The sequence below is a fragment of the Streptomyces sp. NPDC017520 genome, assembly GCF_044329855.1.
Taxonomy (GTDB): Bacteria; Actinomycetota; Actinomycetes; order Streptomycetales; family Streptomycetaceae; genus Streptomyces.
Map to the genome: position 1 here is coordinate 111241 of NZ_JBIRKB010000015.1, position 24820 is coordinate 136060.

General features: G+C 71.1%; 24 protein-coding genes and 2 pseudogenes. 19 read left to right on the plus strand and 7 right to left on the minus strand.

All coding sequences use genetic code 11. The annotated features are described in order from the left end of the window. Nucleotides 1-39 precede the first annotated feature (39 nt). Nucleotides 40-774, plus strand: coding sequence for a response regulator transcription factor (locus ACH4KB_RS29610; protein WP_398068903.1), 735 nt, complete (start codon nucleotides 40-42; stop codon nucleotides 772-774). Between the two features lie 92 nt (nucleotides 775-866). Then, the gene (locus tag ACH4KB_RS29615; protein WP_398068967.1) at nucleotides 867-2225 is read left to right on the plus strand and encodes an ATP-binding protein; all 1359 of its coding nucleotides are present in this window, start codon (nucleotides 867-869) and stop codon (nucleotides 2223-2225) included. 18 nt (nucleotides 2226-2243) lie between these two features. Here the strand turns inward: ACH4KB_RS29615 and ACH4KB_RS29620 are convergent, their stop codons facing one another. The 4 genes from ACH4KB_RS29620 to ACH4KB_RS29635 form a co-directional block, all read right to left on the minus strand. Then, a complete protein-coding gene (locus tag ACH4KB_RS29620) occupies nucleotides 2244-2798 on the minus strand; it encodes a PIN domain-containing protein (RefSeq protein WP_398068968.1) in 555 nt (184 codons plus the stop codon). A gap of 18 nt (nucleotides 2799-2816) precedes the next feature. Beyond that, complete coding sequence (locus ACH4KB_RS29625) at nucleotides 2817-3263, minus strand: helix-turn-helix domain-containing protein (RefSeq protein ID WP_398068904.1); 447 nt, start codon at nucleotides 3261-3263, stop codon at nucleotides 2817-2819. Between the two features lie 159 nt (nucleotides 3264-3422). Beyond that, on the minus strand, nucleotides 3423-4358 hold the full coding sequence (locus tag ACH4KB_RS29630; protein ID WP_398068905.1) for a phosphatidylinositol-specific phospholipase C domain-containing protein: 936 nt from the start codon (nucleotides 4356-4358) through the stop codon (nucleotides 3423-3425). A 207-nt stretch (nucleotides 4359-4565) separates the two neighbouring features. Then, nucleotides 4566-5642 carry an alkene reductase gene (locus ACH4KB_RS29635; RefSeq protein ID WP_398068906.1) on the minus strand — a complete coding sequence of 359 codons (1077 nt, stop codon included), beginning with the start codon at nucleotides 5640-5642 and terminating at the stop codon, nucleotides 4566-4568. 133 nt (nucleotides 5643-5775) lie between these two features. Between ACH4KB_RS29635 and ACH4KB_RS29640 the strand changes: the two genes are divergently transcribed. The 9 genes and pseudogenes from ACH4KB_RS29640 (at nucleotide 5776) to ACH4KB_RS29680 (ending at nucleotide 15866) form a co-directional block, all read left to right on the plus strand. Beyond that, on the plus strand, nucleotides 5776-6189 hold the full coding sequence (locus ACH4KB_RS29640; RefSeq protein ID WP_398068907.1) for a MerR family transcriptional regulator: 414 nt from the start codon (nucleotides 5776-5778) through the stop codon (nucleotides 6187-6189). A 168-nt stretch (nucleotides 6190-6357) separates the two neighbouring features. Continuing rightward, nucleotides 6358-7740, plus strand: a complete 1383-nt coding sequence (locus ACH4KB_RS29645; protein WP_398068908.1) for an SWIM zinc finger family protein — start codon at nucleotides 6358-6360, stop codon at nucleotides 7738-7740. Further along, nucleotides 7737-10448, plus strand: coding sequence for a DUF6493 family protein (locus ACH4KB_RS29650; RefSeq protein WP_398068909.1), 2712 nt, complete (start codon nucleotides 7737-7739; stop codon nucleotides 10446-10448). Before ACH4KB_RS29645 ends, ACH4KB_RS29650 begins: the two co-directional genes overlap by 4 nt. A 366-nt stretch (nucleotides 10449-10814) precedes the next feature. Next, nucleotides 10815-11510, plus strand: a complete 696-nt coding sequence (locus ACH4KB_RS29655) for a fascin domain-containing protein (protein WP_398068910.1) — start codon at nucleotides 10815-10817, stop codon at nucleotides 11508-11510. Between the two features lie 235 nt (nucleotides 11511-11745). Further along, a pseudogene (locus ACH4KB_RS29660) lies at nucleotides 11746-11988 on the plus strand (transposase); the annotation flags it as partial. Continuing rightward, nucleotides 11966-12154 (plus strand): annotated as a pseudogene (locus ACH4KB_RS29665) (site-specific integrase); the annotation flags it as partial. The pseudogenes ACH4KB_RS29660 and ACH4KB_RS29665, both read left to right, overlap by 23 nt. A gap of 85 nt (nucleotides 12155-12239) precedes the next feature. Continuing rightward, the gene (locus ACH4KB_RS29670) at nucleotides 12240-12725 is read left to right on the plus strand and encodes an ATP-binding cassette domain-containing protein (protein ID WP_398068969.1); all 486 of its coding nucleotides are present in this window, start codon (nucleotides 12240-12242) and stop codon (nucleotides 12723-12725) included. A gap of 396 nt (nucleotides 12726-13121) precedes the next feature. Beyond that, nucleotides 13122-14282 (plus strand): hypothetical protein, encoded by a 1161-nt coding sequence (locus tag ACH4KB_RS29675; RefSeq protein ID WP_398068911.1) that lies wholly within the window; start codon nucleotides 13122-13124, stop codon nucleotides 14280-14282. A gap of 258 nt (nucleotides 14283-14540) precedes the next feature. Further along, nucleotides 14541-15866, plus strand: coding sequence for an LAETG motif-containing sortase-dependent surface protein (locus ACH4KB_RS29680; RefSeq protein ID WP_398068912.1), 1326 nt, complete (start codon nucleotides 14541-14543; stop codon nucleotides 15864-15866). Nucleotides 15867-16103: 237 nt separating this feature from the next. On the opposite strand, the gene ACH4KB_RS29685 is transcribed toward ACH4KB_RS29680, so the two are convergent. Then, nucleotides 16104-16322, minus strand: coding sequence for a DUF397 domain-containing protein (locus tag ACH4KB_RS29685; RefSeq protein WP_398068913.1), 219 nt, complete (start codon nucleotides 16320-16322; stop codon nucleotides 16104-16106). Continuing rightward, the gene (locus tag ACH4KB_RS29690; protein WP_398068914.1) at nucleotides 16306-17103 is read right to left on the minus strand and encodes a helix-turn-helix domain-containing protein; all 798 of its coding nucleotides are present in this window, start codon (nucleotides 17101-17103) and stop codon (nucleotides 16306-16308) included. Before ACH4KB_RS29690 ends, ACH4KB_RS29685 begins: the two co-directional genes overlap by 17 nt. A gap of 685 nt (nucleotides 17104-17788) precedes the next feature. Between ACH4KB_RS29690 and tgmA the strand changes: the two genes are divergently transcribed. The 3 genes from tgmA to tgmC are packed head-to-tail and all read left to right on the plus strand — an operon-like array spanning nucleotide 17789 to nucleotide 20146. Next, nucleotides 17789-18061 (plus strand): putative ATP-grasp-modified RiPP, encoded by a 273-nt coding sequence (gene tgmA, locus ACH4KB_RS29695; protein WP_398068915.1) that lies wholly within the window; start codon nucleotides 17789-17791, stop codon nucleotides 18059-18061. 11 nt (nucleotides 18062-18072) lie between these two features. Further along, nucleotides 18073-19032, plus strand: coding sequence for an ATP-grasp ribosomal peptide maturase (gene tgmB, locus ACH4KB_RS29700; protein WP_398068916.1), 960 nt, complete (start codon nucleotides 18073-18075; stop codon nucleotides 19030-19032). Next, nucleotides 19025-20146, plus strand: a complete 1122-nt coding sequence (gene tgmC / locus ACH4KB_RS29705) for an ATP-grasp peptide maturase system methyltransferase (RefSeq protein ID WP_398068917.1) — start codon at nucleotides 19025-19027, stop codon at nucleotides 20144-20146. Before tgmB ends, tgmC begins: the two co-directional genes overlap by 8 nt. 177 nt (nucleotides 20147-20323) lie before the next feature. Here tgmC and ACH4KB_RS29710 read toward each other — a convergent pair whose 3' ends face one another. Beyond that, the gene (locus ACH4KB_RS29710) at nucleotides 20324-21319 is read right to left on the minus strand and encodes a GlxA family transcriptional regulator (RefSeq protein ID WP_398068918.1); all 996 of its coding nucleotides are present in this window, start codon (nucleotides 21317-21319) and stop codon (nucleotides 20324-20326) included. A 169-nt stretch (nucleotides 21320-21488) separates the two neighbouring features. Here ACH4KB_RS29710 and ACH4KB_RS29715 point away from each other — a divergent pair, with 169 nt between their 5' ends. The 5 genes from ACH4KB_RS29715 (at nucleotide 21489) to ACH4KB_RS29735 (ending at nucleotide 24790) form a co-directional block, all read left to right on the plus strand. Continuing rightward, nucleotides 21489-22076: a cysteine hydrolase family protein gene (locus tag ACH4KB_RS29715; RefSeq protein ID WP_398068919.1), complete on the plus strand. Its 588-nt coding sequence runs from the start codon at nucleotides 21489-21491 to the stop codon at nucleotides 22074-22076. After that, nucleotides 22073-22831, plus strand: a complete 759-nt coding sequence (locus ACH4KB_RS29720; RefSeq protein WP_398068920.1) for an isochorismatase family protein — start codon at nucleotides 22073-22075, stop codon at nucleotides 22829-22831. Before ACH4KB_RS29715 ends, ACH4KB_RS29720 begins: the two co-directional genes overlap by 4 nt. A gap of 152 nt (nucleotides 22832-22983) precedes the next feature. After that, complete coding sequence (locus ACH4KB_RS29725; RefSeq protein WP_398068921.1) at nucleotides 22984-23502, plus strand: SigE family RNA polymerase sigma factor; 519 nt, start codon at nucleotides 22984-22986, stop codon at nucleotides 23500-23502. After that, nucleotides 23495-24091, plus strand: a complete 597-nt coding sequence (locus ACH4KB_RS29730; protein ID WP_398068922.1) for a hypothetical protein — start codon at nucleotides 23495-23497, stop codon at nucleotides 24089-24091. The genes ACH4KB_RS29725 and ACH4KB_RS29730 overlap by 8 nt, the downstream gene beginning before the upstream one ends. Before the next feature lie 135 nt (nucleotides 24092-24226). Beyond that, nucleotides 24227-24790, plus strand: a complete 564-nt coding sequence (locus ACH4KB_RS29735) for a hypothetical protein (protein WP_398068923.1) — start codon at nucleotides 24227-24229, stop codon at nucleotides 24788-24790. Nucleotides 24791-24820 lie beyond the last annotated feature (30 nt).

Genomic DNA, 24820 nt, shown 5'->3' on the forward strand with positions numbered 1-24820 from the left:
GGACGGACCAGGTCGACACGAGAAGAGGACGAGACAGCGATGAGCCCCGCCGAAGACGATCCCCAGCGCATCCTGATCGTCGACGACGAGCCGGCCGTGCGCGAGGCGCTCCAGCGCAGCCTCGCCTTCGAGGGATACGGGACACAGGTCGCGGTCGACGGGTACGACGCCCTGGCGACGGCCGAGGCCTACGCCCCCGACCTCATCGTCCTGGACATCCAGATGCCCCGGATGGACGGCCTCACCGCCGCCCGCCGCATCCGGGCCACCGGCTCCACCACGCCCATCCTCATGCTCACCGCCCGCGACACCGTCGGGGACCGGGTCACCGGTCTCGACGCCGGGGCGGACGACTACCTGGTCAAGCCGTTCGAGCTGGACGAGCTGTTCGCCCGCATCCGGGCCCTGCTGCGCCGCAGCTCCTACGCCTCGGCGGCGGGCGCGGACGCCCCCGACGACGACGTGCTCTTCTTCGCCGACCTGCGGATGGACCTGGCGACCCGCGAGGTCAGCCGGGGCGAGCGGCGGGTCGAGCTGACGCGCACCGAGTTCACGCTGCTGGAGATGTTCCTGTCCCACCCGCGCCAGGTGCTGACCCGGGAACAGATCCTCAAGGCCGTCTGGGGCTTCGACTTCGAGCCGAGCTCCAACTCCCTGGACGTGTACGTGATGTATCTGCGCCGCAAGACGGAGGCGGGCGGCGAGCCGCGCCTCGTCCACACCGTGCGCGGGGTGGGCTACGCGCTGCGCACGGGCGGGAGCGGGGAGGCGTGAGCGGTCCGGCGCCCACCGCGCACGGCCGGCAGCGGGCCGGCGTGAGCCCGCTGCGCCGGTTCCGGGCGCTGCCGCTGCGCTCCCGGCTCGCGATGCTGGTCGCGACGGCGGTCGCGGTGGCGGTCGCCGCGGTGGCCGCGGCCTGCTGGCTGACCACCCGGGACCGGCTGACCGAGCAGCTCGACACGACGCTGTCCCAGGTCAAGCCGAACGAGAACGCGATCAGGCTGCTGACGGCGTCCTGCACCAGCGGACTGCCCGGTGACCTCCAGGTCGTGACCGGCCCGTACACGATCCAGCTCGTGCCGTCCGTAGGGGCGAAGCCGTGCACGGTGCCGGGCAGGTCCGCCATCCCGATCGACGCCACCGACCGGGCCGTCGCCGCCGGGCTGCGCGAGGACGCGACGCACACCACGACGGCCGAGGACGGCACGGAGATGCGGGTCCACACCTCGCCCGCCGGTCCGGACCGGCCGGGCCTCGCGGTCTCCGTGGCCGTCCCCATGGCCCAGGTCACCGATCCGCTGAACCAGCTGGCCTGGGTCCTGCTCGCCGCCTCCGGCATCGGTGTCGTCGGGGCGGGCGCGGCCGGGCTGTGGATCGCGCGCGCCGGGCTCCGGCCGGTCGACGAACTGACCGAGGCCGTCGAACACGTGGCCCGCACCGAGGATCTGACCGTACGCATCCCGGTGGACGGCGAGGACGAGATCGCCCGGCTCTCCAGCTCGTTCAACTCGATGACGGCCCAGCTCGCCTCCTCGCGCGACCGCCAGGCCCAGCTGATCGCGGACGCGGGCCACGAACTGCGCACCCCGCTGACCTCGCTCCGGACGAACGTGGAGCTGCTGGCCCGCAGCGACGAGACGGGCCGGATGATCCCGCCGGAGGACCGCAGGGCGCTGATGGCCTCGGTGAAGGCCCAGATGACGGAGCTGGCCGCGCTGATCGGCGACCTCCAGGAACTGGCCCGCCCGGACGCGGCCGAGCCAGGACCGCTCCAGGTGGTGGCCCTGCACGAGACCACCCGCACCGCCCTGCGCCGCGCCCGCCTGCGCGGCCCGGAGCTGACGATCACGGAGGACCTGGCCCCCTGGTACGTGCGCGCGGAGCCGGCCGCCCTGGAGCGGGCGATCGTCAACGTCCTGGACAACGCGGTGAAGTTCAGCCCGCCGGGCGGCACGGTCGACGTGCGGCTGCACCGGGGCGAGCTGACGGTCCGGGACCGGGGCCCCGGCATCCCCGCCGAGGACCTCCCGCACGTCTTCGAACGCTTCTGGCGCTCCCCGACCGCCCGCCAGCTCCCCGGCTCGGGCCTGGGCCTGTCCATCGTGGCCCGTACGGTGCACCAGGCGGGCGGCACGATCGCCCTGCGCCCGGCCCCGGACCCCGGCCCCGGCACGGTGGCGGCGCTCACGCTGCCGGGGGCGCCTACGCCGCCGCCGGGGCTGTGAGGCGGCGGGCCGGGTGGCTCACAGACGACGACGGACCTCTGCGGCGAACTGGGGAGCGCCCCCCGCGCCGATCCTGTCGAGCAACCCATGGAGGTCGCGGGGCTCCTTGCGGTATCCGCTCACCTGGGTGTGCAGGGCGGCGTACAACTCCACCGGAACAAGGTCGAGCATGTCGAGGAGAAAATCGTCGGGGTGGAGCACCTCGATCCCGTAAGGCTCGGAAGCCGCCGCGGGAAAGTCCTTCAGGTTCAGCGTGACGACGGCATGCGCGTTTCCGCCGATCGCCGCCGCCAGGACATGACGGTCTTTGGGGTCGTTCGTCATGACGGGTATGAGCGGGGCGTACCCCGTCACCAAGCTCTCCGGAAACGCGCCGGTCATGGCGTCGACGAGCCTTTTGGCCCTCGGGTCCCCGATCCGTACGGCAACGTTCCTGGTCAGCTCGTCCAGGATGTCCGCCGACCAGAGCGGTTCGTAGAGCTCGGCCTCCGCAGGCGCAGCAAGGTGTCCCTGAGATAGTTCGGAAACAGGACACAGGTGTCCAGAACGGCGCGCTGCACACGCTCCAGTCAGCTCGGCACGATCGGGTGGTCAGTCACCGTAGAGGCCGGATTCCTCGGTCAGCCTGGTCAACTCGTCGAGCCCCTGGCGGCGCTGCGAGCGTCGCCGCTCCTTGTACGCGAGGACATCCGCCAAGAGCACCCTGCGGTGCCGTCCCGGCCTGTTGAACGGCAGACCCCCGTCGTCGAGGATTTTGACGAAGGTCGGTCTGCTGACCCCCAGCAGGTCGGCGGCCTCCTGCGTGGTCAACGTCGTGTTCACCGGTGCGACGGTCACCGCCTTGCCCGCCGCCAAGGCCCGCACTACCACCATGAGCGCTTCGTAGACCTCTGGGGGCAGGCTGTGGGTGTCGCCGTCGGGGCCCCGCAGCAAAGCAGGCTCGCCGGCGGCCGGCGTCCGGTCGAGGAATGACCGGAGCTCGGCGATCTCCTCACGGTGCTCGGGCAGGAGGGTGCGGTCTTCCGCAGTGCTATGCATAGCTCTGTCTCCTTTGAGGTGACCCAAGCATCGCACAATTCGAAAGAAACGCAAACGGATGCGCCGACCCCGGACCCCGGCCCCGGCAGGGTGGCAGCGCTCACGCTGCCGGGGGCGCCTACGCCGCCGCCGGGGATGTGATTCAGGGCCGACCGCCCCTCACCCCGTGGGGTTGTGCCGGATCAGCGACTCCACCAGGCCGGGCCGCTGGTTCGGGTAGTCCAGCGGGACGATGCCGAGCCCCGTCCATCCGGCGGTCTCCGCGCGCTCCAGGAAGGAGTGCACCTGCGGGTTGAGCCGGTCGGCGTTCCAGCGGGGCGGCATCAGGGCGGCGGTGGAGACGTAGTTCATGAAGAACTTGCCCGGCTGCTGGACCGCCCGCCGGAACTGGGCTTCGATCTTCGGGTACTTGGCGAACGGCTCCGCCATGTAGTCGTCCTGGATGTCGAAGAGGGCCTGGTCCCCGTACCGGACCCCGGGCAGCCCTCCGTTGTCCGCGAGCAGCACCACCTTGCCCCGGGCCCCGCCGAGGTCGGGCAGGGTGGCGTCGAGGCGGAACAGCGACCGCCAGCCGCGTACGTCCAGGTAGTCGTCGAAGACCGCCCGGAACGCGGCGTCGCCCTCCGAGGAGTACTCCTGCTTGACGCGCATCAGCACGGTCTCGGTCGGCCGCGTGGCGAGGAAGTCCCGGCAGGCGACGAGGACGTCGCCGAACATCAGGTTCTGGAACGAGGCCCCGTGGTGGATCGCGAACGAGCCGTCGATGAGCCGGCACCGTACGTCGAGGAAGCGGATACCGCCGGCCAGCTGCTGGGCGATCGTGGTGTTCTGGCACTCCGACCAGGGACCGCCGAACCGGGCTCCCGAGTCGTGGGTGCCCGGGATCGTGAGCCGCCGGAGCGCGGTGCCGTCGGGCAGGGCGGCCATCCAGTCCTGCGCCCCCCGGGCCGCCCGGCCGGCCTCCCGCGTGGCGGCGACGGCGGGCGCCGCGCCGACGATCGCGGTGGCGGAGACGGCGAGGGCGCCGGCCAGGAAGCCCCTGCGGGAGGGCCGGGGCGGGGGGCCGGTCGTGCGCGCGGGGCTGGGGCTGGACATGGCGGGTGCCTCCAAGGGCCGTGGGGCATGGGGGGGGCAGGGGGTGTCTGGCCCCCGAGCCCTTGGATTCTGACGGGAACACGTCATCTCTGGAAGAGGGCGGGCGCCTCCGGCCTCCTCCGGAGGTGGGCCCCCGGGCCACGTCCCCCGGCTCAGCCCCCCGTGCCGGTACGCCCCGGCTCAGCCCCCGTGCCGGCGCGCCCCGGCTCAGCCCGCGTGCTGGTACGAGGGATAGGTGACGTACCCCGTGTCACCCCCCTGGAAGTACGTCGCCTCGTCCTCCGGAGCGATCGGCAGCCGGGCGCGCATCCGCTCGACCAGGTCCGGGTTGGCGATGAAGGCCCGGCCGAAGCTGATGAGATCGGCGCCCAGCCCGAGCCAGCGGTCCGCGTCGGAACGCCCGGCGCGCTTGGCCCCCATCGGATGCACCGGGTTCATGATCAGAGTGCCGGGCCACGCACGGCGCAGGGCGACCAGCACCTCCTCGTCGGCCGTGGCCTCCAGGTGTACGTAGGCCGGCTCCAGACGCGCCAACTCCCGCAGCAGTAGGGCGTAGAGCTCGGGCACGTCCCGCTCCTCGACGCCCCAGAACGCCCCGCCCGGCGAGAGCCGGATGCCGGTCCTGGCCGCGCCCACGGCGTCGACGGTCGCCGCCATCGCGTCGACGGCGAACCGCACCCGGTTGGCGAGGGACCCGCCGTACCGGTCGGTGCGGAGGTTGGCGTTCGAGGAGAGGAACTGGGAGATCAAGTAGCCGTTGGCGCCGTGGAGTTCCACGCCGTCGAACCCGGCGTCGACGGCCCGGCGGGCAGCCGAGGCGTAGGACTCGGCGTGCTCGGGCACCTCGGCCGTCTCCAGGGCGCGCGGCACCGGCACGGGCTGCGGGCCCGTCGGCGTGAACACCTCGCCGGTCGCCGCGACGGCGGAGGGCCCGACCGGCCGCAGCCCGTTGGTGTCCGGGTGCGAGACCCGGCCGCCGTGCATGATCTGGGCGAAGATCCGGCCGCCGTTGGCGTGCACCGCGGCGGTCACCGGCCGCCACGAGGCGACCTGCTCGTCGGTGTGGAGTCCCGGCGTACCGGGGTTGGACTGCCCGACCAGGCTCGGCTGCACCCCTTCGCTCACGATGAGCCCGGCGGTGGCCCGCTGCGCGTAGTACGTGGCCATCGACGGTGTCGCCAGCCCTCCGGCGGCCGCCCGGACACGGCTCATCGGCGCCATCACCACCCGGTTGGGCAGCCGTAGGTCACCGAGGCGGTAGCTGTCGAAAAGGCTCTGCTCCATAGCGCGGATCTCCTGGTTCCATCAGCTCCGAGGCACCCGTGAACCGGGTACGGCGCTACGCTAAAACCTGACATCAATGTGAGGGGCAAGCCCGTACGGCGACCCTCTCGGCGGGGAGCGGAGGGGCCACACCATGCGCATCGGAGAACTCGCGGCCGTCACGGGGGCCAGCGTCCGGTCCCTGCGCTACTACGAGGAGCAGCGGCTCCTGACGAGCAGCCGCAGCCCGAGCGGCCAGCGGCACTACACGCACGCCGAGGTCGAGCGGGTCCACTTCATCCAACGGCTCTACGCCGCCGGCCTGTCCAGCCGCACCATCATGGAGCTGCTGCCCTGCGTCGACGCGCCCAGCGAGGAGACCTCCGACGCGGCGATGGAGCGGATGGAGCACGAGCGGGAGCGGCTCTCCGCGCACATCGAGGACCTCCGCTCCACCCGGGACGCCCTGGACGCCCTGATGGCCGTCAACCGGGCCCACCGCAGCACGCTGCGCCCGGGGGCGGCGCAAAGTGTCCGCAACAAAGACGGAGCGGGTCACCTTTCTTGATCACGGTTTCTTGAGCCCGGTTTCTGACCCCGGTTTCTGACCCCGGTTTCTGACCCCGGTTTCTTGACCTCGTCTATTCAGCGGAATGGGATCAACGCCTTCTTCAAGCAGCCCGCTTCGTGGAAGCGCGAGGTCAGCAATGTCAGTGCCTGGCCGTAGCCTGCGGACGTGAGCACAGCACTGACCCAGTCCTACGCCTATCTGGGCGCGTCCGCGGTGCGGGAGTCCCCCTCCGGCCGCAGCCTCGCCCTGGAAACCTCGGGCGGTGCCACACCCGGCGGTGAGCAGGCCAACCCCCGCTTCTTCGACGGGTTCCTGACCGCCCCGACCGCCGCGGCCACGGCGCTCCTCGCGGTCGCGGACGTCGCGGCCACCCGCTACTACCGGCCCAGCTCCGCCGCCTCGCTCGACCCGGTGGTCACCGCCGGCGGGGACCGCCTGCGGATGGAGTCGTTCTCCGGCTGCTGCGGCCTCTACGCGCGTCTGGACGTCCTCGCACCCGGCCTCGACGGCGACGACGTCGGCCACGGCACCACGAACGTCGACATCAACGTCCCGCTGCGTCAGGCTCTCGCCAAACTCGGCGGCCTCGAACCGCTTCACCTGCGCGTGGGTCCGGAGGGTGTGGAGGCCACCACCTTCGAGGGCCGTTTCGTGGAGAAGAAAGTCCCCCTCCCGCAGCGCTGGCTGCGCGGCTTCGCCGAGGCCCAGGTGCTCGGGGCCGGTTTCGATCTGCGCGCCGAGGTGCCGCCCGCGCAGGCGGCCGCCGTCCTGCGCTCCCTGCCACGCCTCACCCTCGGCTCCGGTGCCCGCACCACGCGCTGGGTCCTACCCACCGGGCGCACCTTACGCGCCGTCAGCAGACCGGCGCCCGGCGCCGTTTGCCTGCCCGGTGCTGAGCGGCTGGCCGGCCTGATACCCGTGCTGCGGTACGCGACCGGTGTGCGGCTCTACGCCCCCGAGACCGCCAAGGGCGAGGGCACGGCCGTCGCCTGGGAGGTCGGGCTGCCCGGCATGCGGCTGACGCTGCTGCTCTCGCCGAGCGCCTCGCGCGGGTTCTCCGGCGAGGGCGGCGTCCTCGACGACCTCGCCACCGGGCCCGCGGCGCGCGACGCCGAGCAGGTGGCGGAACTCCTCGCCTGGGAGCCGACGTTGGACATAGCCGTGCTGGCCGCCCAGGCCGGGCTCCCGCCCGAGCGGGTCCGCGCGGCACTCACGGTGCTCGGGACCTCGGGGCAGATCGGCTACGACCTCGCCGAACAGGCGTACTTCCACCGTCACCTGCCCTATTCGGCCGGTGACGCGGAGGCCCGCAACCCCCGGCTGCTCGGTGCGCGGACCCTGGTCGCGGAGGGCGCCGTCAGGCTCGACGGCACGCTCGCCTGGGTCAGGAAGGACGACCACACCCACATGGTCCGCGTCGACGACGCGGGCCGGCCGAGCTGTACCTGCCTGTGGTGGGCGAGATACCAGGGCGGACGCGGACCCTGCAAACACGTGCTCGCGGCCAGCATGGTCCGCGACGACATGAAGAGGGAATCGGCACGATGAACCTGATCGAACTCGTGGAAGCCGGTGACCTCCAGGGGGTGCTCGGGACACTCCGTGAACTCACCGCGGACCAGCGAGCCGCCCAGGCCGCCCCGCTCGACGCCCACTTCGAGCCGGGGCTCGGCAACAAGTGGGGCGTCCCCAGCCCGCAGTGGGAGGCCCTGGCCGCCGCCCGGATGGGCAGCAGACCCAGCCCCCGGGACGCAGTGGACTGGTTGGCCAACGCCACCTACTTGACCTCGACCTGTGGCTGGATGGTGGACATCGCGCATTTCTACTCCACCGAGTGGCGCGGGGAGCTGGTCGCCTGCATCGCCACGCAGTCGTGGTGGGGCAGCCTCCACAGTGGCCTGCTGTTCGAGTTGGCCGAGCACATCATCCTGGACACCGGCTGTCCGCTGCCGACCTCCGACGAGTTCATCAGGCAGTGGCTGATGCACCGGGCCGACCGCCGTTGGCGGCCCAGGCGCCCCGACCACGTGCTCGGTGGCCGGCGTGACGGCGACCTCCTCGCACGGCTGCGCAACGACCCCTTCACCCCGGCACTCCTCCCGCTCGCCGTGGCAAGCCCAAAGGTCGAAGTCTCCGGCTATCGCAAGGAGCTCGCCGCCTTCGCTGCCAAGGGCGTCATCGACCGGGACGTGCTGAGCCGGCGCACCTTCCTGGATCTCACCCACCGCACCCCCGCGGCCCAGGTGGCGGAGAAGCTGCTGGCCGGGGAGTCCCTCGACCCCGGCGAACAGGACCTCGTGGCACGCACCCGCGCGGAACTCGCCGGCTCCCTGATACCGGACGTGCTCCGGGACAATCCGCGTCCCCTCACCGACCTGCGAGCCCTCGCCCTCACCCCGGCCGAGAACGCGCCCCTGCTCCGTGACCACATCGCGATGCTCGACCTTTCGTCCCTGGTCGCCGCCTACGGTCAGGAGGTCCTCATCGGTCTCGACGGGGCGGGGCTGCTGGAGGCCGACGTCCTCACCGAGATCTGCGAACGCGTCCTGCTCCGCCCGGAGAAGAAACTGGTGCGCGCCCAGCTCGCCTGGCTCGACCGGGTGGCCAAGCGGGACGCCACCCGCGCCAACGGGGTCCTGACCGACGTGGCGCTCACCTTCCAGCACTCCGACGTGGGCCTCCAGGAACGCGCCCTCCGCGTGGTCGCCCGCCACCTGCCCGCGGTGGCCGACGAGCAGGTGCTGTCCGGCCTTCGCGAGGCCACCGCATCCCTCAGCCCGGGTCTCACCGCGCGCGCCGCCGAACTGCTCGGCCCGCCGGGGCGGGACGCCACCGGACCGTCTGCCGGACCGTCCGACGAGTCGCTGCGCGACATCCTGCCGGAGGTGCCCGAGCCGGCACCGGTCCACCCCATCGCCACGGCAGCCGAGGTCGCCCCCGAGGTCTCGGTGCTGCTCGCCGACCGCGAGAACGTGGTGGCCTTCGAGCGTGCTCTGGACGGCCTCGTCCGCCACGCACGCCTCGACCGCAGCACCCTGTCCAAAGCGCTCGAACCAGTCATGCGCCGGAAACTGGGCCTGCCGGGCAGCCGCTGGAGCTGGACGCCACTGGACGCGCAGCTCGACGTGTACGACGTCGCGGCCGCGGTGCGCGGTGACGAGCCGAGGACATGGCACATCCGCCTCCGCCACGAGGACCCGGACCTCCGCGCCTTCTGGGCCGCGATAGCCACCCCACCCAACGACCTGCTCAAGGCGCGGCTCACCGAGGCCATCGAACTGATCGGGTCCGGCGCGCAGCCCTACCTGCTGGCCCTGCCGACCCACGCCAACGGCGCGGTGGACGCCGCCACCCTGGCGGAGCGGATCGCCGAGTTCGAAAGCCTGGGCATCACCCCCGCACCCATCGACCTGGCCCAGGCCCTGCTGCGGGCCACCCCCACCGACGACGAGCGGGTGCGGGACGCGGCGGGCGCACTCCGCTCGGACGCGGGCCGCCGACTGGCACGGTGGCTGGACCAGGGCGGCGCACCCCACCGGGACACGACACCCGAGAAGTGGCCGGCCGACGACCCGACCGGCGCGGAGCCGGGACGGTGGGCTCCCGCAGATCCCCGTACCGACCACGACCTGCCTCTCCCGCCGGTCGCCGCGGCCCTCCTCGGCCCCTCCGGACCGTACACCGCCTCAGCGGGCGCGTTCTGGCTCGCGCAGCTGCCGCACCACCGCGACGAGATGGCCGCACGCCTCGCGCACACAAGGAGTCCCCAGATGGTCACGCCGGCCATGTTCCCGGACCCCCGCCTGCTCCCGCGACTGATGGACATGCACGGCACCGCGGGCTACGCCACGCACTGGCAGATCGCGCGGCGGCTCGACGGGAACCCGAAGGAGGCGGACGCGGTGGTCGACGCCCTGCTGGTCCTCGCCGCGCAGGGGCAGCTGGACGCCCGGCTGTTCGCCGGACAGTTGCAGGCGCTGCTGAGAACCCCCACCCGGGCCACCGCCGTACTGCGCGCGGCGGCCGAGACCGGCGCCTGGGCGACCGTCTGGTCGATACTCGAGGCCGCCCTGCCCGCCCTGCTGCGCGGCAAAGCGGTCAACGGAGCGGGAGCGATCCTGGCACTGGCCGTCGAGTGCGCCGCCCACTGCCAAGCCAAGGGCTCCATCCCCGAGGTCGACGAGATGGCCGCGCGCAGAGGTTCGAGCCAGACCATGAAGAACGCCAGGCTCCTGCGCGACGTGCTGCGGCGCTGATCACGTCCGCGTCCAAGAAGGTGGTGGCTGCGGTCACCTTCAGAAGGACGTTCGGGTTTATCCGCCGGCCGCGTGACCCGAGGACATTACAGGCGAACTGCGGAGCAAGTCAGCCACCGAACCCCGCTGACGAATCAAGGTTAACGGATAACAGCGGAAGAGCATATTCAGCACGACCTTTTCCGGAATTCCCGTGACGCTATGAAATCCTTTGCCGGGAATCGCGAACTGCCCTTACGCTGGGGCCACTTCGGGGTTCCCGGCGGGCGAGCGAGCGACGACGCCCGGACCCTTTCTCTCCACCCTCCGCGTATTCCGGATTCCGGAAGGCGCGGCAATGAAAAGCGAGGAAGACCTGTGCGACGCATGACCTCCACCCTCCTTTCTCTGAGCGCCCTGCTGACCGCCTCCGTCCTGGCGGCCCCGGCGGCCGGAGCCGCCCCGCACAACGACCGCGCGGCCGGCGCCTCCGCGAGCGAAGTCTCCGCAGGCGGCGTCCCCGCGGGCTGGGAGAAGGTGGACGGGGCCGACCTGGCGCGCATCGCCGACGCCTCCGACAGACAGCAGACCCTCTCCACCTCCGGCAGAAGCGCCGCCGCCCCGGCCGACGAGTCCGGCCCCATGGCCATCAAGTCGGTGCGCAACGGCAAGTTCGCGGTCACCGAAATCAATTACGCCGAGCCCAACACCGGAGCGGTGCGCGCCCGTTCCACTCACGTCTTCGGCGCCTGGGAGAGCTTCGCGCTCGAATGGGACGAGGCCAGCCAGACCATCGCCATCAAGTCTCTCGCGAACAACCGCTACGTGGCGGTGGAAAAGAACTTCGCCGGCCAGGCGCAGAACGTGCTGCGGGCCCGCTCGACGACCGCCGGCGGCTGGGAGCGTTTCGTGATCTACCACAACGAGGACCTGAACCTCTACGCGCTCCGGTCCACCCTGAACAACCTCTTCGTCGCGATGGAGAACAGCTACACGGGTTCGCTCCAGTACACGCTGCGCGCCCGCTCCGCCGACATCACCGGCTCCTGGGAGCAGTTCGACCTGTACAACATCGTCGGCTGACACCGCCCGCGGCCCGGCCCTCTCCAGCACCAGGACGGGGGCCGGGCCGGGGCTGGGCGAAAAGGGTGCTCTGGTCCGCCTGTGTCATGACTCGTAACAGGCTTCCCCGAGCACAACTGCCCTGCGGGGCACCGAACTGACGCGGCGCCTGCGGCGGGGGGCTACTCCGTGGTGAACTCGGCACAGATCGGCACCAAGAGCGTGTCTCCTTGATCTGCTCGCCGGTTGATCGGATGTGTCTGTTCGGCGGGTGATCACTGATGCGATGTGGGACCGGATCGAGCCGTTGATGCCAGCTGATCCGGTCCGTGGTCGGCGATGGGCCGACCATCGTCGGACTGTGGAGGCCATCGCGTGGAAGTACCGCACCGGCTCGCCCTGGCGGGACCTGCCGGACGAGCTGGGATCATTCCCAACCGCTCACAAGCGGCTGCTCAGATGGGCCGTGGACGGCACCTGGGAACAGAGACTTGCCGCGAGACGTCTGCCCGGACACCGGCCCGGCCCGCCTCTCGTACGGGCAGGCCCGCGCGCTGCTCGACCAGCACACCGCGCTCGCCGGGGTCGGCACCGGCTGGGATCTGTACGAGTACCGGCGCTCCTCCCTGACCCACCTCGGCGAGCACGGCGCCTCCGGGCTGATGCCTGTCCACTGTCACGCTGTACTCGGAGCCCGACTACAAGGGCAGCCCAGTCACCCTGTCCGCCGACACCGCGAACGTGACGGAGATGCTGAACGGCACGCCGTCCTCACTCGAAGTCGTGCAGGCCAACCACGCAGAAGCCACCGCGAAGGACAACAACGTGCTGGGCGTGAGCGGCTTGATCGACCCGACCGGACACCCTGCTGACCGCAGGACGGGCGGGGGCGGGCCAGCCGATCGCGCCCCCGCTCCTCTGTCAGTGTTGTGCCAGCACAGGTTGGAGCGAGGCTCCCGGGTCCGCACCGTGTGGTGGGGATGGTTCGCGTTGGTCAGGCTGAACTGCCGCAACGGTCCGATACGGACTTCGATCGGGACCGGCTTGACCTTGACGCTGGGTCAACCCTTCGCCCTGCTCGGTTCCAATGGGGCGGGCAAGACCACGACCGTGAGGATCCTCGCCACGCTCCTGAAAACCGATGCGGGGGGCGACGAGCGTGAACGGCTTCGACGTTGCCGCGCAACCGGCGGACGTGCGGGGGTCGGCAGGGGGGCAGCGTTTGGCCGAGCGTGAGATCTCCCGAAGAAACAGCTGCACCATGCGGTGCGGTCCCGGCCGATGAGCACGCTCACAGAAGGGCTGCTCCGACCGGGTCGCGCGCCGCCGCGACCTGGTGCGTGCCGGTCGACCGCCGACCGGATCGTTCTCGACCGCGACCTGGTGAAGCGCGACATCAACTACCTAAAGAAACAAGAGAGAGAACCCCACCCGACCCACCCCGGCGACCACCTGACGCATCCCAGGGGCTCGTCACCCGCACGGGTGAGGTTTTCCAACTCAGCTCGCTTTCGGGCGGGTTGTCCGGCATATGCTCACGCCAGCAACACCCCACCCGACATACGTCGGCCCCCGACCGGGACTGCAATCCCAACCGAGGGCCTGGCCACCACGGAAGAAGACGCTTCCCCGATGGATACCCAGCAGAATACTGCGCTCACGCGCGCCCTGGCAGAGATTCCCGGGCCCCTCCCGGCCCGAGGCGTGATCCACATCGCGATCCCGCACACCGACCGCTTCACCGTCGTCGGCAACCACCTCGCCCAGCACCCCGACCTCAGCTGCACCGCAGTCGGCATCGCCGTACGCATCCAGTCGCTGCCCCAGGGCGTGGAGGTCAGCATCAAGGCCCTCGCCGCCCGCTGCCGGGAAGGCGAGAAGCGCATCGCAGCCGCCCTGCGGGAACTGGAAGCCTTCGGCTACCTGCAACGCGTCCGCGACCGCCTGCCCAGCGGCCGAACCGTCACCCGCACGGTCTTCTGCAACCAGCCCACAGCGCTGTTACGCCCCCGTCCGACGGCGATCCCGCGACAACCCGCCGCAACAGCCACACCCCAGGCACCGGCAGCGGCAGCGGCAGCGGCACTGGCACCGGCACTGGCACTGGCACCGAGCGAAGTGCCCGCCCCCGCCCCGGCCCCGGCTCCCGCTCCCGCTCCCGCTCCCGCTCCCGCCCCGGCCCCGACTCCCGCTCCGGCACCGGCACCCTCGCCCCCACCCCCGCCCCCGCCGGGGCCGGAGCCGGACATGCCCGAGCTCCCGCCCGTACCGCCGCCGCCCTCCTTCGTAACGCCCCCGGCGGCCCCACTCCCCGTACCGCTGGTCCCGAACCCGACCGCACCCAAGCCACCGCCCCCGCCTCTCCCCCAGCCGGCCGAACTGACCCCGGAACTCGACCGCGCCGCCACCGCGCTCCTCAGCGACCTACGCCGTCACACACCGGAGTTCACCCTCTCCGAGACCGACATCCGTCAACTGGCCCCCGGCGTCGCGGCCTGGCTCGAACGGGCCGCCCATCCCGACGCCATCCGCCGCACCCTCACCACCGACCTGCCCCACCCCCTCAGGCGTCCCGCCCTGCTCCTCAAGCACCGGCTCACCGCCCTCCTGCCCCCACCGCTCCCCGGCGTCCGCGACCTCACCGTCCCCACCCGCCCCCGCGTCACCGTCACGCCCTTCCAGACCTGCGACGACTGCGACCGCGCCTTCCGCTCCCCCACCCCCGGCCACTGCCGCGACTGCCGAGAACACCGCACGCACCGGAGCGACGACACACGAGCGGCCGCAGCCTGACCTGACGGGCGCACCGGCACGGACGGCACGGCCGCATGGCTTTCGTCACAGCGAAAAGACGGAATCCGGGGGCAACTGCGCGCTTTGGTGACGTCTGTCCGCTCCCGGGGGCGCCGCCCCGCCCCCGGGCCCGGAATAATGCCCCGCCCCCCTCACAGGGTCCCCATACGATCGGCACAGGTCGCCCGCGTGAATGTTCCGCCGTGGCAGCCGCCCCACAGCTTTTTTTCTCCGTTCGGACCCCAACCAAGGGATCATGTGAAGATTCGCCGCGCTCTCGCCACCGCCGTCGCCGCCGCCGTGACCGCCCCCGTCGTGCTGCTCTCCGTCACCCCCGCGTTCGCCGACACCAAGCCGGTGACGCAGACGCAGACGCAGAACAAGCAGAACAAGCCGACCATCAAGGAGCTGGAGAAGGCCGCCGCCGAGGCCCAGAAGGCGTACGAAGAGGCCGTCAAGGCTCGCGACAAGGCCCAGATCACGGTGCGCAGGGCCCTTCAGGAACTGTCCGAGGACAGCCACCCCCTCGTGGCCGCCGCCAACGCCGCCAAGGAGGCCGCGAAGCTCGCCGCCGACGCGAAGGACGCCGCCGACAAGGCGGTGACCGAAGCGGAGACGGCCATCACCGAGCTGCCCGCCGAGGCCACCGAGGAGCAGAAGACCGCCGCGGCGACCGCGCTCTCCGAGGCCCAGTCGACCGCGACGGCGGCTGCCACCGCCAAGACCGCCGCCGACACCAAGGCCGCCGACGCCCGCGAGGCGGTCACCGAGGCCCGGATCGAGGCGTTCCGCGCCGCCGGCGTGGCCGACAAGGCCCTCGAAGACGCGCTCGCCGCGAAGATCGCGGCCGACGCGGCGCTGGCCCAGGCCAAGAAGGAGGCCGAGGAGGAGGGCGAGGACTGCGAGCCCGAGAACGACCTCACCGCCGTGGTGACCGGCCTGCCGACCAAGCTCGTCGCCGGGACGACCACCGCCTTCTCCCTCCGGGTGACCAACGGCTCCGACCGGCACATGGACGAGATCATCACGTACGTCGGAGTCCACGCGACCGACAAGACCGGTCTCAAGGACACGGGCAAGTTCTTCCGTCTCCAGTGGTCCTCCGAGTCCTCCCCGAAGTGGAAGAACGTCAAGGACGACTACATCGACGCCGTCGGCGCGCTGAAGGCACACACCGGGACCGACCTGAAGATGCGCCTCACCCTCGACAAGGCCACCCCGGCCGGCAACGGTGTCGCCTTCATCGCGGCCCACTTCTACAACAAGGACGGCTCCTGCGGCGGGACGCCCGGCGCGGACCAGTACGAGTTCGACGTGAAGGCCGCGGGCAGCAAGCCCGGCAAGACCGAGGACGCCAAGCCCAAGCCCGCCAAGACCACGAAGCCCGGTGACAAGGGCTCCGGCCACCAGCCGCAGGGCTCGGCGTCGGGCACCCCGGCGAAGACGGGCACGGACGGCAGCCTCGCCGCCACGGGGTCGTCCTCCGCCACCACCTCGATCGCTCTCGCGGGCGGTGCGGCCGTGCTGCTCGGCGCGGCGGCGGTGTTCGTCGTCCGCCGCCGGAAGGCCGGTTCCGACGCCTGACGGCAGGTCACGGAATCTCCTCGTGATCCTTTGGCCTGCACAGACGCGGCAATAGGTGTTCTGACCTGGGGAAACTACTTTTGGTAGTTGCAGCAGTTTTCCGTGATCTTCTGTGGCCGTGTGTCCTGCCTGTGCCCTCGAGGGCGGGCTAGATCCGGGGCCACAGAAGCTCCCTGACGTGACAACGGCCCCCGCCGCGTGGCGAGGGCCGGTCACTCGGGGCCGGTGGGGCGCGGGTCACCCGCGGTTCTTGGCGAACTCCACGAGGCCGGCGAACCCGTCACGAGTCAGGGCCAGGTGCGGGCCGTTCGGGTCCTTGCTGTCACGGACCAGGAACTCACCCGTGGCCGCTGCGTGCTCTGGTGCCCATTCGATGCACTCGGCCCCCTGGCCGTTGCTGTAGCTGCTCTTCACCCAGATCGGAGGCGGCGTGTTCTCATCAGGAGTCAATGTCATTTTCATACTCTTTCAGGTACTTGTGGAACAGAGACACGCTCTCCCCGCTGTCGAGGGCCTTCGACCGGGCAATGTCTAGGAGCGTCGTCAACTCCAGTACAGCGGCCGGGGTGTCCACTGACGTGCCAGACGCGAACGACTCGACGTAAGCGAAGGTCACGCCATCCCGAAGGGTGAGCAAGCTCAAGCTACCGCCCAACAGGGGATGGACTCCACGGGAGAAGGGAAGCGCCTGCACCCGGACTGCACTGTTCTTTTCGATCACGTCGAGTATGTGCCGGATCTGCTCGGCCATGATCGCTGGACTGCCCACCGGCCGGCGTAGGGCCGCTTCGTCCATGATGGCCCAGTACAGCGGAGGTGCGGCAGAGTCCAGCACCGCCCGGCGGTGTGAGCGCATGGCCACCTGAAGCGCGACCTTCTCGGCATCCTTGCCCGGCATGGACTCGGTGAAGAGAGCAGACGTGTAGGGCTCCGTCTGCAAAAGGCCAGGAACAACGCTGCTGTTGAACGTCTGGATGCGTGCAGCTCGCTTTTCCTCCTCAAGTACCTTGCGCCCGTACACCGGGACCTCAGCCGCGACGGCCACAACGAGTAAGTCGGTGAACAACCCGTCCGCCTCGTAGAAGTCGTCGAGGGCTTCTGCCAGCGCCTCGGACGGGAGTTGCTCCCCGCGTTCGACCCGGCTCAGGTACGTGTGTGGGTACCCCAGCTTCTCGGCGAGCGCGCGCAGCGAGAGACCTGTCTTGGCCCGTGCACGTGCCGCACGTGTGGCCAGCATCCCCGCAGGTGTAGCGGGCATTGCGTCTTCGTCCGGCTCTAGCTCCATCGCACTGACCGCCTCTCAAGAGCTTGTCCACTGAGGGTATTTGGTCACGTGCGGTCCGTGTACCTGACTCGTTCTTTTGGCAATGGTGGGGACACCAGAGACGCCCGCCCCCACGGGGACGCAACGGCCAAGGTTCGGAGCTGGCATGACTACGGCAGGCAAGCGGCAGACGGCAGACGGCAAGGTCCGAGACGCTGAGCGGGTGCGCGACGAGCTGCGCAGTCCGCGACGCTTGCCGTGCCCTCCCACGCACCCCCGCCGCGCGCGCTGCCCGTGGATGAGCCCGGTGGCCGTCACCGGCTACCCGCAGCAAAGGGAAGCGGTCCCCCGTGGTCCTACCGGTCGGGAAGGCGCGATGACCGAGACCGACACCAAGACCTGTGGGCACCGGCAGACCGAGAGGCGCGGCGGCAAGACGTACTGCCGCGAGTGCAAGCGACAGCTCTAGCTGTGAAGACTCCGCCCCCTGCCGGGGATGACCGGTTGACGGTTCTCCCACACCCAACCCCGGCAGGGGTGCGGGCCCCCCAGACTCCCGCCCCGGCGGATCATCCGCCCGCAACCCTTGGACAGGTCGAGCGCCTGCCGGGGCGGGTCCTGCACCACATCCACAGTACGAAGCGACCAAGGAGGAGACTTGCAAACGAGCCTCGCAGGTACGGAGACGATCGCACAGGCCCCATGGGGACTGCGCCGTATGACTCCGTTGCGCAACGGTTCCCCCTCGCCCTGGCGGTACGCGGGCGTTGACCCCGCCACGCAGACCGGGCGATGGGTCGGGGAGGACGGCGTGATGACGCCGGCCGAACTCGGCAAGCACGGTAGGAGCGTGAACACCTACCCGCCCACGCAGGTCGGCAAGGACGGCAAGGTAGACGCCGACTCCGGCCACGACGCAACGCAGGACTAGGGGGTAGCGCCATGGACGGACGCTCGGTGCTGGTCTGCACGCAGGATGAGGACGCGACCGCTGATCTGGTCATCGCGGAGTTGAACCGGCGCCGGGTGCCCGTCCTGCGCTTCGACCCTGGGCGGGACTTTCCGGCCACGTCGGTGCTCGCCGCGCGTCTGGGGCCGGGCGGATGGGGCGGACGGCTCACTGCGGGAGAGCGGGCGGCCGACTTATCCGCCGTGCGCGCCCTGTACCACCGTCGCCCGAACGTCTACCCGACGGACAGCGGCGAGCAGGCGGCCCGGTTCGCCGCGCAGGAGAACCGGCGGGGACTGGGCGGAGTGCTGGGCGCGCTGCCGGGGTGCCTGTACCTCAGCCACCCGCAGGCCATCGCGCGGGCCGAGTACAAACCCGCGCAGTTGGACGCTGCGGCCCGGGTAGGTCTCACGGCTCCGGCCACCCTGATCACGAACGATCCGATGGAGGCCAAGGCGTTCTGCGCCGAGCAGGCGGCCATCTACAAGCCCTTGCACGCCGGGGCGTACGACGTCGAGGGCGAGCCCGCCGGAATCTGGGCCGCTCCGGTCGAGGCCGGGGAGATCGACGGCGCGGTGAGCTACAGCGCGCACCTGTTCCAAGCGCAGGTGCCCAAGGTGGCGGACGTGCGCGCGGTCGTCGTCGGCGACCAGGTGTTCAGCGCCAGGATCACCGCGCCGCCCGGGGTCGTGGACTGGAGAGCGGAGTATCAGAGCCTCGCCTATGAACCCGTGGCCTGTCCGGAGGAGATCCGCGGGACGCTGGTGCGGTTCCTCGCCGACTTCGGGCTCAACTTCGGAGCCTTCGACTTCGCCGTAACCGCTGACGGCGCATGGTGGTTCTTGGAGTGCAACCCGAACGGTCAATGGGCGTGGCTCGAAGAAGCGGCCGGACTGCCGGTCACCAGCGCAATCGCAGACCTGCTGGAGAACGGAGCGAGCCATCATGACTGACCACCTGCCCTCGGAAAAACTGCGGGCCGACCTCGCGCGGCACCTGACCAAGTCCGGCGCACTGCGCAGCCCAGAATGGGAAGCGGCCGTACTGGCCGTGCCTCGCGAGGCGTTCCTCTCGCGTGGCTGGTTCGAGTACGAAGACGGCGGCTGGTACCGGCCTGTATCCGGGCACGACGCGGCCGGCCTCGGGCGGATCTACGAAGACGACACCCTCGTGACGCAGGTGGCCGGGGGCGTCTTCCCCGACCAGGTCGAGGGGCGCATCGCGGCGGCGCCCTCCTCGTCGTCCACCCTGCCGGGGCTGGTCGTGCGGATGCTCGAAGACCTGCGGGCCACTGAGGGAACGCGCGTCCTGGAGATCGGCACGGGCACGGGCTACTCAACCGCGCTGCTCTGCCATGTCGTCGGCGAGGACAACGTGACCACGGTAGAGGTGGACGCGGAAGTGTCCGCCCGCGCCGGAATGGCGCTCGGGGGCGCCGGGCACTGGCCTGCCCGCGTGGTCGGTGACGGCCTGGCGGGTTACAAGGAAGGCAGCCGGTATGACCGCGTGATCGCGACATGCGGCGTGCACACGGTGCCGGCCGACTGGCTCGCGCAGACCCGGCCCGGCGGTGAGGTCCTGGTCACGGTCGGCGGATGGATGCACGCATCCGAACTCGTACGGCTCACGGTCGCCGACGACGGCACGGCCAGTGGCCCGGTTCTCGGCGGACAGGTCTCGTTCATGCTGGCCCGCCCGCAGCTTCCGCCCCCGCTCGGAATGCTGCCGAACCTCAGTGAGGGCGAGGCCGTGCCCACGGGATTCGGCGCGGACGTGCTCGACGACTGGACGGCCCGATTCGTCGCACAGTTCGCCGCGCCTCACGCGCAGCGGCTCGCGCTCGAACGGGACGGCCGAACCGAACACGTCGTGATCGACGTGGACGCCGAATCGTGGGCGGTCGTCTTCCGGGACGGCGCGCGGTGGATGGTCCGGCAGGGCGGCGCGGCGCGCTTGTGGGATCAGATCGCCGAACGCGTCACACGCTGGCAGGCGGACGGGCGACCGCCTGCCGATCGAATGCGGCTGCACGTCGGCCCCGATGGCCAACGCCTCACGTGGGCGTAGCCATCAGCTGACAGCCCCCATGCGGCCCGGTCCGTCCGTCGTTCCCCCGCGGCGGGCGGGCGGGGCTTTCTTACGCCTCCGCGTCCGGGGCTTCCGGCTTCTGCTCGGCCACATACGTGCCGCGCTCCGAGGGGGCGGTGGGCCGATACGGCACGCCGCCCCCTTCGTGCTGCGCGCTCAGCCCGTGCGGGAGGTCCGGAACCTGCGCCGGTACTCCGTCGGCGTCGCGTTCAGCCGCCGCCGGAAGGCGCGTACCAGGGTGTCCACCGTGCCGAACCCGCAGACGGAGGCGATGCGTTCGAGGGTGGCGTCGGAGGACTCCAGTTCGTTGCGCGCCTTCTCGACCCGGACGGACTCGATGTACGCGTGCGGGGTCGTGTTCAGCTCGGTCCTGAAGATCCGGGTGAGGTGGCGGTCGCTGACATGCGCGTGGGCGGCGAGGTCCTCGACGGTGAGCCGGCGGCCGATGTTGCGCAGGATGTGGTGGCGGAGGTCCTCGACGCGCCGCGTCGCCGAGATCTGCTCCAGCGGAACACTGAACTGGCTCTGCCCGCTCGGCCGCTTCAGGTACATCACGAGCTGACGGGCGATACGCAGGGCGACCGCCTCACCGAGGTCGTCCGCGATCAGGGCGAGCGACAGGTCGAGGCAGGCGCTGATCCCGGCCCCGGTCCACACATCGCCCTCGCGGATGAAGATCGGGTCGACGTCGACCTCGATCTCCGGGTGCTCGGCGGCGAGTTGTCGCGCGGTCGACCAGTGGGTGGTGGCGCGCTTGCCGTCGAGCAGGCCGGCGGCGGCCAGCAGATGCGCTCCGACGCAGACGGAGGTGACCCGCCGGGTACGCGCGGTGAGTTCCTTGACCCGCTCCACCAGCGCGGGGTCGACGAGGGCGTGCACCCGGCGCTCGCTGTCGACCTCCACCGAGCCGGGGACGATGAGGGTGTCGATGCTCCGCCCGGCCGCCTCGTCGAAGGTGAGATCAGGGAGGATGCGGACCCCGGCCCCGGTGGTGACGGGGTCCATGGACTCGGCAGCCAGGACCACCTCGTATCCGGCCGCGTCGTCGGTCTCGCGCCGGGCGAGCGAGAACACCTCCGGGGGCCCGGTGACGTCGAGCAGGTCGACGCCCTCGAAGAGAACGATGACGACGAGCCGTCCGGCGACGCCCATGCCCGACCTCCTTGATCAGCCGTACGTCCGGCGGCGGTCGCCACCGGAGACGCATGTCGGTATCTGCATGTTAGACGTCATTGCGGACATCCCTGTCCGGGCCTAGCGTCGGGAACAGCTCGACACCCGAGCGCATCTCCCCGACGCACCACTCCGAGGCGGTACACCCATGTCCCGAACCACCCTGCGCGAACTCAACGGCTTCGACGCGACCCCGGCCACGCTCGCCGACTCCACGCTGGTCCTGGTCGACTACCAGAACACCTACACCCGTGGCGTGATGGAACTCGACGGCTGGCAGGACTCGCTGGACGCCGCCGTGCGCCTGCTGGCCCGGGCCCGTGAGGCGGGGACGAAGGTCGTGCACGTCATCAACGACGGCGGCGTGGGAACCCCGTACGACATCCGGGCCGAGATCGGACAGATCCACCCCGCCCTCGCCCCGGCCGACGGCGAGACCGTCGTCGTCAAGCAGGCCCCGGACTCCTTCCACGGCACCGACCTGGGCGAGCACGTCCCGGAGGGCCAGGACGTGATCATCGCGGGCTGGATGACCCATATGTGCGTGGCGTTCACGGCACAGGGCGCGTTCCTGCGCGGCAACCGCCCCACGGTCGTCGCCGACGCCTGCGCGACCCGGTCCCTGCCGGTCGCCGGGACCGACCTCGACGCCCGCCAGGTGCATCACGCCGCCCTGGCCACCATCGGCGACCTGTACGGGGTCGTCGTCGCCTCCCAGCAGGAGATCACCCGATGAAGCTGCTCCGCACCGTCACCGCGATCGGCGTCGCCGCCCTCCTCGCGGCCACCGCCACCGCCTGCGGCGGGAGTCCCGAGGCCACCCCCGGCCAGGACGGCGGCTCCAGCGCCCCGGCCACGCCGAGCGCCACCGCGAAGAACGCCGCGAAGGGCGCCTCGGAGAACGCCGCCGAGGACACGACCACGCTGCGGGAGCTCAACAAGTTCGACGAGACCCCCGCCACGCTGGCCGACGCGACGCTGATCCTCGTCGACTACCAGAACACCTACACCGAGGGCGTGATGGAGCTCGACGGCTGGCAGCCCGCCCTCGACAACACCGCGGCCCTGCTGAAGCGCGCCCGCGCGGCGAGGACACCGGTCATCCACATCGTCGACAAGGGCTACGACCTCACGTCGGAGGCGGGGCAGATCATCCCCGCCGTGAAGCCGGTCAAGGGCGAGCCCGTCGTGGAGAAGAGCGTCCCGAACGGATTCCACGACACGAACCTCGCCGAAGAGGTGAAGAAGGCCGGGCGCGAGAACGTCATCATCGCCGGTTTCATGACCAACATGTGCACCCTGTTCACCACGCAGGGCGCGTTCGTCAACGGCAACCACCCGACTGTCGTCGCCGACGCCTCCGCGACCCGTCCACTGCCGCTGAACGGCGACCCGAACGGCATCCCGGCACAGCAGCTGCACGAGTCCGCTCTCGCCACGATCCAGGACCTGTACGGAGTGGTCGTCCCGACCCAGAAGTCCCTCACGTAGCCCTCCACCTCCCTCCCGCCCCCGTCCGTCCGAAATCCCGGGCCCCGGGCGGGTCCACATCCTTCTCCGCGGATCCTTGCGCCGTGCGCGGGCCTGGTGGCAGTGTTCGCACGACTGAACGGATAGGCGATCTTCCAAAAGACCAGGTGGGGATGGACGAGCAGGCGTTCGACGCCTTTTACGCCGGGAGCGTGGGCCGGCTCATCGGTCAGCTGTACGCCATGATCGGTGACCGCGCCGAGGCGCAGGACGTGGTGCAGGAAGCCTTCGTGCGGGCCTGGGAGCGCCGGACCGCGCTGGACAAGGACGGGGCGCCGGAGGCGTGGGTACGCACCGTGGCCTACCGGCTGGCGGTCAGCCGGTGGCGGCGGGTGCGTACGTCCCTCACCTTCGCGAAACGGCAGGGCCCGCCTCCGAACGTACCGCCGCCGGACGATCACCACGTGCTGCTGGTCGCGGCGTTGAAGCAGATCCCCGCGGCGCAGCGGCGGGTCATCGTGCTCCACCACCTGTGCGACCTGGAAGTGAAGCAGGTCGCCGAGGAGACCAACTCCCCCGTGGGCACGGTCAAGGCGCAGCTGAGCCGGGGGCGGGCTGCGCTGGCGAGGATTCTGGCCGATACTGAGCTGGATCCGCGGGCGGACCGGGTGTCGGAGGTGGAACGTGGTTGACGAGACCAGCCTGGACGAGCGGCTCGCCGACCTCGCCACCGGCGGCCGCCAGGGGGCCGCGCCGATGGCCGCCGAGCTGATCCGGGCGCGCGGGGACCGGCGCCGGCGGCGCAAGCGGGCCGCCCGGGCGTCGGGCGGTGTGCTGCTGGCCGCCGCGGTGGTCGTGGGGGGTCTGTCGTTGGTCCGGCCCGGGTCCGAGCCGGCTCCGACCGCCGCGGATCCGGGCCCGTCCGCGAGCGCTCCCCGGTTCGTGGCCCCGACGCCCGCGCCGGGAGAGGAATACGCCGTCGAACTCGGCTATGTGTACGACGCGGTGGAGCTGGACGGGGGCAGGTTCCGGGTCACCGTCCAGCAGCTCCGTGACGAGAAGGGGAGGGCCGTGCCCACCGGCGTGGTGCACGAGCTGACCCTGCCGGCGGTGACCCCGGTCGAGGTGGAGCGCCTGACCGGAGGGGAACCGGGGGACCAGCGGCTGGAGGACGTCGTGGGCCGGCTGCGGGCCGGGCCGCAGTGGGTGTTCGCCCTCGACTACGACGGTGAGGGCCGGGTCCAGTCGCTGCGGGAAGCCCACTGGCTGACCGTGGAGTGACGGCCGGGAGGTCCGGCCGGTGCGGCGTCCGGACCCGCTCGGAAAATTGTTCCGGCCCGGATGCAACCCGGCGGGCGGTGTGGGGCGTAGAGACCGTGCAACCCGTCCGCACCGGCTTCCAGGAGTACGTTGAACATGCATGCCGCACGCCGCCGGGCCACGTTGCGCCTGCTCACCGTCGTCGCCTCCGGCGCCCTTGTCCTGACCGGCTGCGGCGGGACGACCGAGGACGCCGCGGCCCCCTCCCCCGCCGGGACGACGGCCGCCGGACCGGCCGCCACACCGGGCGCCGGGGACGCCGCACCGGCCGCTGAGGCCACCACCGGCGTCCCCTTCGCCGGTACCAAGCAGTTCGTGACGATCGACAAGGCCTGGGCCGAGGGCGGGCTGACCAAGCTGTCGGTGCGGCCCGCCGAGAAGAAGGTGAACACCCAGTTCGACACCTGGGAGATCGCCCCCGGCACGGGGGAGTACACCACGGTGGCCCTGGCGGAGGACGCCCGGGTGCTGCTGACCGTGCCGGTGCGCGGCGATGACACCCCGGGGGCCGGGGGCGGGGAGCCCCTACCGGCCTCACAGGCCGAGTTCGTCACCCTGCTGACGCGGTTGGACCCCCGGATTCGCGGAGGCGCCGGATTCGACCTGAGCTTCGACGGTGAGGGCCGGGTCACCAAGGTGCAGTCTCTGTACAAGCCGTGAGCCGAGCACACCGGTGGGCCGGGGCCCACC